The sequence below is a fragment of the Ketobacter alkanivorans genome (genome assembly GCF_002863865.1).
GTDB classification, from domain to species: domain Bacteria; phylum Pseudomonadota; class Gammaproteobacteria; order Pseudomonadales; family Ketobacteraceae; genus Ketobacter; species Ketobacter alkanivorans.
Genome location: NZ_CP022684.1, coordinates 2,857,575 through 2,869,479, shown reverse-complemented (window position 1 = coordinate 2,869,479; position 11,905 = coordinate 2,857,575). Strand labels below are relative to the sequence as shown.

Annotated in this window: 8 protein-coding genes; 7 read left to right on the top strand and 1 reads right to left on the bottom strand. The window is 49.8% G+C overall.

Annotated elements, in window-relative coordinates; all coding sequences use genetic code 11:
* Positions 1-201 precede the first annotated feature (201 nt).
* The 7 genes from Kalk_RS12270 to Kalk_RS12240 all read left to right on the top strand — a co-directional run bounded on the left by Kalk_RS12270 (position 202) and on the right by Kalk_RS12240 (position 7,715).
* On the top strand, positions 202-1,290 hold the full coding sequence (locus Kalk_RS12270) for an AraC family transcriptional regulator (protein WP_158643462.1): 1,089 nt from the start codon (positions 202-204) through the stop codon (positions 1,288-1,290).
* Between the two features lie 209 nt (positions 1,291-1,499).
* Positions 1,500-2,078 carry a DUF6931 family protein gene (locus Kalk_RS12265; RefSeq protein ID WP_101894527.1) on the top strand — a complete coding sequence of 193 codons (579 nt, stop codon included), beginning with the start codon at positions 1,500-1,502 and terminating at the stop codon, positions 2,076-2,078.
* A 236-nt stretch (positions 2,079-2,314) separates the two neighbouring features.
* Positions 2,315-2,803, top strand: a complete 489-nt coding sequence (locus Kalk_RS12260; protein WP_101893950.1) for an Hcp family type VI secretion system effector — start codon at positions 2,315-2,317, stop codon at positions 2,801-2,803.
* 277 nt (positions 2,804-3,080) lie between these two features.
* Positions 3,081-3,569 carry an Hcp family type VI secretion system effector gene (locus Kalk_RS12255; protein WP_101894526.1) on the top strand — a complete coding sequence of 163 codons (489 nt, stop codon included), beginning with the start codon at positions 3,081-3,083 and terminating at the stop codon, positions 3,567-3,569.
* A 76-nt stretch (positions 3,570-3,645) separates the two neighbouring features.
* Positions 3,646-5,661, top strand: coding sequence for a type VI secretion system Vgr family protein (locus tag Kalk_RS12250; protein ID WP_101894525.1), 2,016 nt, complete (start codon positions 3,646-3,648; stop codon positions 5,659-5,661).
* Between the two features lie 22 nt (positions 5,662-5,683).
* Positions 5,684-5,986, top strand: a complete 303-nt coding sequence (locus tag Kalk_RS12245; RefSeq protein WP_101894524.1) for a PAAR domain-containing protein — start codon at positions 5,684-5,686, stop codon at positions 5,984-5,986.
* Between the two features lie 94 nt (positions 5,987-6,080).
* The gene (locus Kalk_RS12240; RefSeq protein ID WP_101894523.1) at positions 6,081-7,715 is read left to right on the top strand and encodes a sigma 54-interacting transcriptional regulator; all 1,635 of its coding nucleotides are present in this window, start codon (positions 6,081-6,083) and stop codon (positions 7,713-7,715) included.
* Positions 7,716-7,884: 169 nt separating this feature from the next.
* Here the strand turns inward: Kalk_RS12240 and Kalk_RS12235 are convergent, their stop codons facing one another.
* Positions 7,885-11,814 carry a hypothetical protein gene (locus tag Kalk_RS12235; RefSeq protein WP_101894522.1) on the bottom strand — a complete coding sequence of 1,310 codons (3,930 nt, stop codon included), beginning with the start codon at positions 11,812-11,814 and terminating at the stop codon, positions 7,885-7,887.
* Positions 11,815-11,905 lie beyond the last annotated feature (91 nt).

Genomic DNA, 11,905 nt, shown 5'->3' with positions numbered 1-11,905 from the left:
CGCTAACCTCTTGACTAAATTGAGATATTTTTTAGTTATGCCGTACTATGAGTCATTTACAAAAAATGACTCGTATTTCGTCCCAAATCACCCTATCATTGGCCATCACAAGATAAAGAGTGGCCCAAATTCACTCCCAAGGTGTGTAGTACACAGGCAGTACTCCTTGATTCACCAAAAACAACAATGAAGGGGAATACCATGACTGCGTTCGAAGATCAGGCAATTTATCCCAGTGCGGAACTGTTTCTTATCAAACAGTTTATGAAGCGAGAAGGTTTTCACCCTCGGCAATGGTTGCTGGGTACTGGCCTGAAAGAAGAACATATTCTGAACCCGGAGACCCTGGTCTCCCTGCGGCAATTTGACATCATCTACCACAACATCTTCCGTATCACCAACCGGCCAGATGTTGCGCTGGCGCTGGGTTCTTGCCTGAATTTGTCGCGCTGGGGCGTGTTGTCAGTGGCCATGATTTGTTCACAAACCCTGGGATCTGCTCTGGAAACCGGAAACCGTTTCCGCAGTATAGTACGCAGCCGATTCAGCCTCACGCCCCATTTCCGCAAAGACGTCACCGAAATCGTGATCGATAGGCAGGAAGGCATGAGCTTTCCACTCTCCCCCAGCTTTTCGCATGAGTTGTTGATCTGCTCAATGCAGAGCATGATTCGATCACTGGTTAAAGAACGCAACGTGTTTGCGGAAGTTCATTTGAGCTATGCACCGCCAGCACACTACGAGAGCTACGAAAAATACTTTGATTGCCCGTTTTCGTTTAACCGTGAAAAAAGCATGCTGGTGATCCCCAATGAACTGATGCTGCGAGCACTGCCCACAGGCAACCCCATCACCGAGCAACAGGCTATCGCTGTTTGTAAACTGGAAGCAGAGCGGGTGGCGCAAGTGCAAAAAGGGGATCTGACCTGGATGCTGCGTTCAGAAATTGGCAAACAGGAAGGCCCTCTGCCCAGCCTGGATCAAATCGCTGACCGGCTGCACGTAACACCACGCACTTTGCGGCGCAAGTTGCAGGAAGCAGGCACCAGCTACCGCCGCATTTGTCACGAACACCAGTTACAGCTGGCGCTGCACTACCTGGCCGATCCCAAATTAAAGTCCAGTGCCGTTGCCCATAAATGTGGCTTCAAAGATGCTGCCAGTTTCCGCGAGGCATTCAAGCGCTGGACCGACATGACGCCACAGGAACATCGCAAGCGCAGCCGTACCACCCACGTAACCATGCCTTCAAATAACAATCATATGATGCTGGACTACGCCGCCGCATAACGCAAACAGTATCAATACGGTGGGCCTCGCGCCCACCGCAAACACCCGCTTCCGGCGCACTACCGCCCACATCCCATCGTATTAATAGCGTGGAGTGAGTCCAGCTGGCTGCTGATCTCCCCAGAAATTTAGCGACAAAATCCCTAGAATTCCAATATGCTATAGTCCATCAACAGCATTCCTTTAAATTGTTTTTTGGAACCTCTCCCATGTCAGAACTGGTTAAGATTACCGCCAAGCAAGCCAGCGAAATTCTCAAGCATTTCGAACTGAGTGAAGAAGCCGTCGAGTTTGCAGATAAAGGCAATCTGTCTCCGTCCGAGTTTATTCAGCAGCTCATCAAGGCTGATCTTTATTTTGATGCCGTAAAATTCCTGGCCCACGGACTGCCTAAGCGCGAAGCCATCTGGTGGGCTTGTCTGGCAGTAAAAAAATCGATGCCTGCGGATGCGCCCGCAGCACAACAGGCTGCGCTCAACGCCGCAGAGCAATGGGCAATGCAACCCAACGAAGAAAAGCGTCAACTGGCCAAAGCCTGGAGTGAAAAAACCCAGCAGAAATCGGCCGCCAGCTGGGCTGCCACCTCGGCGTTCTGGAGTGGCGGCAGCATGGCCAAACCCGGCGAACCCGATATGCCCGCCCCCCCTTTTCTCTACGCGCACGCTGTATCCGGTGCCATTTCGATGGCCGCCTTTGCACCCGATCCAGACAACGCCGCCGACCAGTTCAAGCTTTATATTCGACAGGGTCTGGACCTTGCCGCAGGTGGCCGGGGCGAAGCTGCCTGATCACACTCTGTCACCCACGGCCTGATTCCGGCTCGGGTGACATGTCACTTTTCGTGATTCACTGCTGTTCCCGCTCTTTTTTGGCACTGGTGCCCTGCCGTCTTCTCTCCCAGCTGAATATACCGTTTTAAAACAGACAGTTACGAAACTGGCACGGTCTTTGATATACCTTTATCAAGCAACACAAAAACGCAGTACCGAATTCAAAACTACCTTTCCCGACGGAGAACAGCACCATGGCCATTTACATGAACTTCAACAACAAAAAAATCAAAGGCAACGTAACCGCAGCCGGTTATGAAGACTGGATCGAACTGGATTCTTTCAACCTGGGTACCGGCCGCGGTATCAGCATGGAAGTGGGCAACATGGCCAACCGCGAAGCCACCCGCCCTTCTCTCAGCGAAGTATCCGTTGGCAAAATGATGGACAACGCTTCCGGCGGCCTGTTTAAAGAGTCACTCACCGGCGTTGAAGGCGTTGTGGTTCAAATTCACATCGTGCAGACCGGTGCCAAGCAAGTAGAAAAGTTCGCCGCCTATGAATTAACAGACGTACTGATCAGCTCGTACAGCGTCAGCGGCAGTGGCGGCAGCGCGCCTCACGAAAGCCTGAGCCTCAGCTACTCCAAAATCGTAGCGGATCTGCAGGGCGCAGACAAAACCAACAAAAACGGCCAGAACATGAAAGTAGGTTATGACCTGACCACCGGCAAACCTCAGTAAGAGCTTTACTTAGCAACACCCCACCTCGCAAAGAAAAGCGCCTCCGGGCGCTTTTTTTGTGTCTCATTTTCATCCTGATGGTGTGACACGCCGAAATGTAATGTGACTTGTCACTTCCTGAAATGGCGTGCATCTACAGCGCAGTCATGATTACGACATCAGCACCGATGCAACCCACGGCTTAATTATCCTTATAAAACAACAACTTGTGGAGTTGGCACAAGATTTGATACTACAATATCAGAAGTAACCAATATCACCCAAGGAGCACGACACCATGGCTATTTACATGAACTTCAACAACAAAAAGATCAAGGGCAACGTAACCGCAGCCGGTTATGAAGACTGGATCGAACTGGATTCTTTCAACCTGGGTACCGGCCGCGGTATCAGCATGGAAGTGGGCAACATGGCCAACCGTGAAGCCAGCCGCCCTTCTCTCAGCGAAGTATCCGTGTCCAAAATGATGGACAATTCTTCCGGTGGCCTGTTCAAAGAGTCACTCACCGGTGTAGAAGGCGTTGTGGTTCAAATTCACATCGTTCAGACTGGTGCCAAACAGGTCGAGAAATTTGCCGCTTACGAACTGACAGACGTGCTGATCAGCTCTTACAGCGTCAGTGCCAGCGGCGGCAGTGCGCCTCACGAAAGCCTGAGCCTCAGCTACTCCAAAATCGTAGCGGATCTGCAAGGCGCAGACAAAACCAACAAAAACGGCCAGAACATGAAAGTGGGTTATGACCTGACCACCGGCAAACCTCAGTAAATTGCCGCGGGCGGGGCAGCACTGCCTCGCCCCATTCCACTCTGATCAATAACCACAAAACAATGGGGCTCCGGCCATGTCAATCAGCCAGGACAATCGACTTTTATCCATCTCAGCGAGCTTTATCAGCAGCGACGCCATCGCCATCGCGCTACAAGGCATCGAAGCTTTCTCGCAACCCTTCAACCTGTCGGTAACCATCCTGTCGAAGAATCACAGCCTCAGCAGCAGTGATGTCATTGGCCAAAAATGTTCAGTTGCCCTTCACTACCAAGACAGCGCAACCCCGCGCTATTTCCATGGTCGGGTAAACGGCTTTTCGTTAGGCGAACTTGAAGGTGATTTTCGCCAGTACACCTTACGACTGGTGCCCGGATTTTGGTTTTCGACCCAATCGTTCCATCACCGAATCTATGAGGAGCAAACCGCGGTCGACATCATCAGCAGTATCCTCAAGGAATACGGTGATTTCGGTACCTTTGAGAAGAAAACATCCGCTACTTACCTGAAAAAAGAATATTGCGTTCAATACGGTGAAAGCGATTTCGATTTTGTCACGCGCCTCATGGAAGAAGAAGGTATCGCGTATTACTTCATCCATGAAAAAGATAAACACACCATGGTATTGTGCGATAGCACCAGTGGCTACACCGATTGCGCTGAAAAAAACGTTAAGCTCAATGTAGGATCGGATTTCGAAGAAGCCGCCAAGATTCTCAGCTGGCATAGAGAGATGAAATACCATGCTGGCAGCTTCGAGATGACCGATTATAACCACGATACACCCAAGAATTTCTACAAGCAGACGCTATCCACCAAGCACAAGTTTGCGCAAAGCCCCGGCGAAAAAACCATTCAGGATTTTGGCGGCTTCAACTTCAAATCCAACGGCCAGGCTGCGCACGATTTTGATGTGGCCACCAACAAGAACCTAAACGGCGTACGCCTTGAAAGCCTGGAAGCAGCCCATGATATCGCTAAGGGCTCTGGTTACTGTGGCAGCTTCTTCGCCGGTGGCCGCTTCACCCTGGATCACCATATCAAATCGGAATGCAATACCTACGTAATCACCGAAATTCAACACGCTGCCAGCAACAAAAACGATAGTGCCGGTGAATACCAAAATAGCTTCAGCTGTATCCCCGACAAAGTGGTATTCCGCGCCCCGCAAACACGGGTCAAACAGAGAATGGGCGGCCCACTGACGGCAAAAGTGGTGGAATTGAATGCCTCCACATCCAAAGCCGATGCAGATCCCCATCGCATGATCAGAGTTGAATTCCCATGGGCGGACAAGGCCAAGAGTTGCTGGTTAAGGGTGGCTCAAGCATACGCCGGTGCCGGGTGGGGTGCCAGCTTCGTGCCACGTCTTAATCAAGAGGTGTTGGTAGACTTCATCGGCGGCGACCCGGATCGGCCCGTGGTAGTAGGCGCTCTGTATAACAAGGACAATCAAGGCCCTGCATACACCAGCACCCAAAGCGGATTCAAAACCTCCAGCAAGAAATTCAACGAGCTGCGCTTTGACGACAAAGACAGCGAAGAAGAGATCTACGTTGAGGCCGGCAAGAACTACAACTATCTGGTGCATTTTGACGAAACCGGCAATATAGAAAACAACCAAACGCTCACCGTGAAAAAAGATCGCACCATCACCATCAGCGAAGGCAATGAAAGCAAATCTCTGGGCAAGGGCAATCAGGCACTCACCGTAGCCGGTAACCGTGAAACCAGCGTTGACGGTGACCACAGCGAGTCGGTCGGTGGAGATCAAAGCATTTCGGTCAATGGTGATCAGGCCCTCAGTGTCGGTGGCATGCACGACGTAAAAGTCAGCGGTGATCAAACCATGAAGGTAACCGGCAAACAAACCATGAACATCACCGGTGCCATCACCAACAAATCCGCCCAGAAGATTACCTTGCAGGCCAATATGTCCATCGAACTGAAAGTCGGCGGCAACAGTATCAAGATCGATCCCAGCGGCGTTACCATCACCGGCACCATGGTGAAAATCAATGGTAGCGCCATGACAGAAGTGAAAGGCGGCGGCATGCTGAAAATGCAAGGCGGCCTGGTGATGATCAACTAATCATACACAAGAGGATAGCGCCATGGGTCAACCCGCAGCACGCGTCGGCGATATGCACGTCTGCCCGATGCAAACCCCCGCTCCCGTACCCATACCCCATGTGGGCGGGCCCATTAGCATGCCCTCGGCACCCACCGTACTGATTGCCAGCATGCCTGCTGCTGGCATGGGCAGCATGTGTGTGTGCGTAGGCCCTCCAGACAGCATCATCAAAGGCAGTGCGACCGTCATGATTGGCGGTAAACCCGCAGCTCGCATGGGGGATAGTACCGCCCACGGTGGCACCATTGTGGTGGGCTGCCCTACTGTCCTGATCGGGGGCTGAACTATCCTGGCCCCCTCATGGATATTTTTGGCTGCCACCGTTACAATCCCCTAGCTGACACCCTCCGATAATAAAACCACTCAGTGAGCCGGGAATGAGCAACGATACTACTATGTGGGGCACCGAGCGTCCGGTCAGCTTCAGTAGCCAGACCAGCGTCTACGCCGTGACCATCGCCTATCACAGCGACTGGAAACGAATAGGAGCCACTGTCTACCTCGAAGGTCTGTCCCAGGGCAAAGTCTGCACACTGTCGCGGCTTGAGCCTGAATTCGGAACCCCTTATTCAAAAAGCCGCTACTGCCTAGATGATCGCTACGTAAGCCGCAAGCCCATCAGCATTCAGCAATTGAACGGTCGGCTGTTAATCACCCCCCATCCTGACGGTACCGAAATCCGCGTTGATGGCGTCCACGTGCGCGCCCCCCACTATGTATACGAAGAGCAGCTAAAAAACGGCGTCGTGATGGAGCTGGGCGGCCGCGTCATCCTGGTGCTGCATAGCCTGTCACCGGACGGCCGCAGCAGCAATATGCATCGCATGCTGGGTGTTAGCGATGGCATCGAAAACGTGCGCCGCTCCATAGATCGCGTGGCGGACTTAAATGTGCCTGTGTTAATCAGAGGCGAAACCGGCACCGGTAAAGAATTGGTTGCCAGCGCACTGCACAATGCCAGCCCTCGCTGTACGCGCCCGATGCTGGCCGTGAACGTCGGGGCCATTCCGGAAACCCTGGCGATCTCAGAATTATTTGGTGCCAAGAAAGGATCGTTCACTGGTGCCAGCAAAGATAAACCCGGTTACTTCTCCCAAGCCAACAACAGCACACTGTTTTTAGACGAAATTGGCGACGCCCCGGATGAAGTTCAGGTAGCCTTACTACGCACGCTGGAAACCAGCGAAGTCAGGCCCGTCGGCGGCACTGAAACCCTCAAAGTGGATGTACGCTTGGTTGCCGCCACCGATGCCGACCTGGAAAGCAAATTAGAAAGCCAGGACTTCCGCAATCCATTACTGCAACGGCTAGCCGGTTTCGAAATCTGGATTCCTCGCCTTGCCCAGCGCAAACCGGATATCTGCTTGTTACTGTCAGAATTCCTACGCTTCGAGTTCGATGCCATTGCCGAACAACGCCACTATCAAGAGCTAAACCCCAACTCGGAAATGCTCTGGTACCAGTTCTTCCGTCATGCATTGGAATTCGATTGGCCCGGCAACATTCGACAAATGCGCAACATCGCCCGCCAAGTTGCCATCCATAATCGACTGGCCAGCTTCACCAGCATTCCTCCCAGAGTTGAAACCATGCTGCTGGAGGAAAACCAGCGCCAGGCCAATGAGCAGGTTCAAAGCAACGGCATTGAGGCCGAAGCCACACCGGTTCCTGGAAGCTCAATGCACAACAACGTTTACAACCCACAAATAGAAGCCCCCATTGCCGCGCCTCGGCGCAAACCCAGCACCATCGACGAAGCAGAACTCATGGAAGCATTGCAACGCCAACGCTGGGATCTAAAAAACACGGCCGAGGATCTCAACATCTCACGCGCAGCACTATACAAAATGATTGAAGCCAACCCCAACGTGCGCAAGGCTGGAGATCTGAGTGTTGATGAGTTGACCACTAGCTATGAGAGTTGTGCAGGCAATCTAGAACAGATGGTAGACCAATTAAAGGTGTCAAAGGCGGCGCTGAAAAGAAGGATTAAAGAACTGGCCATCGACTAGATGGCCAGCAGCACTCAACTGATAACAACACAGACAGGAAATATGAATATCCACATACCCTCAGGAAAAAACTATTCCGGCCAAAAAATAGTTGCCAAAATATAAACAAAATAATTATGTTTATCCGTTACCTTCACAGATTGCCACCCTGCCCAATAAAAACATTAACTCACCAATCCACGCGGTAGCTTTCGCCGACGGATGGGCCAAAGAAACTGAAATGCATAAAATACAACCCTGGCTGCAATTCTAATTCGCAACCACTCTGACAAGTTTCAACAACCTCGCCCGGATACCCGTTACGCAACTCAATATATACGTGGCCTGATGCCGTTATGTTGATGGTCCGTGGCACATCAACATACATAGACTGAACTTCAAAGAGCTGCAACTGAATTTCGGAAGTTTGATATTCGACGCCATTCTGTAAAGATGTTCCGTTAGGCCCTCCCCAGGCAAGAGACATACCATTAGGGCCACGACCTTCATAGTTTGGAGTTTGTGCCATCATAAAATACATACCCGGTCTGAATGCATCAAACCAGCATGTATCAAAGATGCTAATAAAACATTCCGTGCGATCGTATTCGCTCGCTACAATCACTTGCCCTGAGTCAATGGATGCGCTCACCATCCCTGCGTAAATATCCGGATAGTTTTCCTCAGCACCATCAACAGCATAAAAGCTTTCCATCACAAAATTAGCATCGCCCGTCGTGATGGATTCACCATTATCCAATGTAGGAGCGTCGCCCCACATTACTTTGGCACTGACTCCGTCATACCAATCAACACGGCCACTCCAAGCCAGTAGCTCCATCACTGCATAATAACCACCTGCTGGTAGGCCGTAGTCATAAAACAGTGATTGCCCACTACCATATAACTCTATAGGAGTCCCATCTTCAAAGTAAAAACTAACCGCTAAGTTTTCTGTTGCACCAAACGCAAGTGGCATATTGTCAGCGTCAACATAAAACGATTGAATCCAGTATTGCCCCTCAACGCCCCCATCAAAGCTAACGTATTCGCCATTAATCATAGAACCACCCACAGCCGACCCAACATACTGCATGGTAAGCAAATATTCCTCGTGCAGATCCGACGGATACACAGGAGAGTATGTATGAACAAAATACGTACCGGGCAAAGGATTGAGTAATACGCAGGACTCAACATTGTAACAATGTCGAGTCATCCCATAATCTTCACTCTCATGATATATATTTAATGATAGTGGAGATGGTGAACTCTTTAATATTATAGATTCAACACCCTCTGGTATGTAGAACGACTGCACCCCTCCAATGCCGCCAGCCTCATACGGAAACACTGCGGGCAGGCCTCGCTGCATGGTTGTATTTTCCTCTCCGCCTAACGCGATTGAATAACCTGCTGTGAATTCAGTGGTATCATACAAATTTGTCATTTGTAAGAAATACATACCTTCAGGCAAATTCAATACAACATTATTTAGATGAATTTCGTTACCAAAGCTATCGTACATTCGAACATCTACGTCAGGAGTGGCGATCAATGAAAATGAATTAATATGATCCTTTAAATAGAATGAAGCCAAATGCACTTCACCCGATTGTAAATTCAAATCAAAAAATGAAGCATTACCCTGAATCGATGTGTCAGTCTCACTGGCCAAAATAAGTGAATAGTTCACTCTGATATCTGTTGACGGATCCAACTTGGAACCCGCACTCAGCTCTACAAAATATACACCTGGCTCACGCGCAAAAAACGAGCAATGCCCCTGATCATGACAAAGCTCAGCGCCATTACTCGAATAGATAGAAACATACACATCAGAGTTTTGACTATAGGCAGCAACCATTCCGGACTGTGTGCCTTCCGGCACATAGAATGACTCAATTATCACGCCATATTCATTGCCTAGTATCGCTTCACGCCGATCCCCATTGCTCAAGGAACCCATCTCAGCCATGCCGTAAGCCATTGCTGTATTCAACGATGGCATCAGATCGTCGCCTAACGTAACTCTTGCATAAAATGCAGTATTGGCACTCGTTTCCACAAAACATTGGTAACTATCATGGCAATATCGCTCCCCATTGGCACCAAACACATCGACGATCCCATTGAACGATGCCGCAAACCGCATCAACCCTATAGATTCAGGAATGAATATGCTCTCAACAATTGAATCACCTGCCTGCATATCTTCATAGCTATTTATTTCGCCATTTCCTATGGTGGTATAATTCTGTCCGGCAAAAGTAAGCGACCAATTGGAAGTAATGGGTTGCTGTAGATCTGTCATCAAACCCTGCACTAAAACGACATAATCATTAGATCCATAGTTCGGAATAATACACAGCTCATTAGAATTGCAAACATCGCGAGGCCATGTGTCTCCCGGTTGAAATATCTCAATGAATACCGAATTGGGTGCTGATACAGATGCGCTGGGCAAAGCCACCATAAAGGAATCAGCATCTTCTGGCACAGCAATCGTTTCGACCATGACGTCATAGGGGCCTGACAATGAAACCGGAACCGATTCTCGATGTTGAACAGAACCACCAGCATTTGTCCAAGTGGAGAAGGCTACGCTCAGTGTGTCTACCAGCACATCATTTGATCTCACATAGGCAATATACGATCTGGCTCCATCCAGATTTAAATCACAAAGACTATAGGGATCACATGGCAGCTTGCTTCCATCCTCTGCATAGATTTCGAATGAGGCAGTGTGGCTGGTAAAAAACACACCACGTCTATCCTGTGGTTGCGCCGTAAACGTTTCGACTACATAACCACTCGCAGGTACATCAATATTCTGCTTGTTTTCGTGGCGCCCTAATGAATTATAATTAGGCCCGCCATAGTTCAGCGCCACACTAAACTGTTGATGTGCCGCCGACTCAGACACATGACTATTTACAAAGTACAGGCCGGCCGTAAGCTCAGGAAGAATACACGCGTGCTCAAACCAACAATCAGCAATCCGTTCACCCTGCGCATTAAATACTTGCTGGTGAACAGATTCTGCAAGCGGTGCAACGGCAACAAAAGCTGCATCGACAGGCATCACAAAACTATCGAGATAATGATTTCCGGGCTCAATATCATCCCATAGGCGCGCGCTCCCATTTTGTAACGAGGTCATGGGCGCACCAGCCCAGGCCGCAGTAATAGAAAAGTCATCACTGGCGCTCAGTATTCTAGCCGCTACCGTATACAAACCTTGATCTAAGCCTGTTACAAAGCAAGGAACACTCATGCTACAAAAATGAATAGCATTCCCCTGCTGATCCGCAATAACCAGTTCAACATCTGGTTTACTGCTCACCACCACCAATGTTTCTGCCTGCTCAGGAAAATAAAGCGTCTCATGGAGCCATTCGCCATCTCCACCCGACAGCCCCCGCTTGGGTAGACCATTTTCCAGAGTCGCTACCAGCGGTATACCCCAGCTTGCCGTTAGACTTGCACCGGTGAATTCAGCAGTATTGTAAATTTCCACAAAATACAGCCCAGACTCCAAGCCCGACACGCTGCAGAGCGGGAAGAAACACTCATGCCGCAATTGAGCCTGCCCATCCAATACCCGTATGCCCACTTCACCCATATGGGTAGTTTTAAGAGATAAAACCTGACCATTTTCCGGCAGGAATACAGAGGCCAACCGAACAGAACCAGCAGGTAAGGCTAATTCAACCAACGCAACATCGTTCTTCAGTACTGATTCTGTTGGACCACCCCAGGTCGCAGCCACGACGACATTTTCATAGTCGTTGGTTGCGGTAAGCTTGAGTTCATAGTCACCGGCTACAGGGCTATTCACAGGGCATATACCCATAGGCTGGCAAATTAGAATGCTGGCGCCATCAGAGCTCAGCAACTCGGCCTGTACGTCCACACTGCCCACAACCGATAGCAATAATCCCTGTGTATCTTCTGGCAGAGTAATAGAAAATGTCTTAACGGTATCGAAGTTGCCGGACAGCCCAGTGATCGGTTCTCCATTCAATATCTTGGGCGTACCACCGCCACATCCCCATAACACCAAACTGATAATGATTAAAAAATTAATACGAACAGCATGTTTCTTAACAGAAATCATCCGTGTCTTTCCTTCCTTGTGAATTTTTCAGTTAGACCGATATTCTACCATCGGTTTATGATTTACTTCCGCTCACTTACACAACCAAACA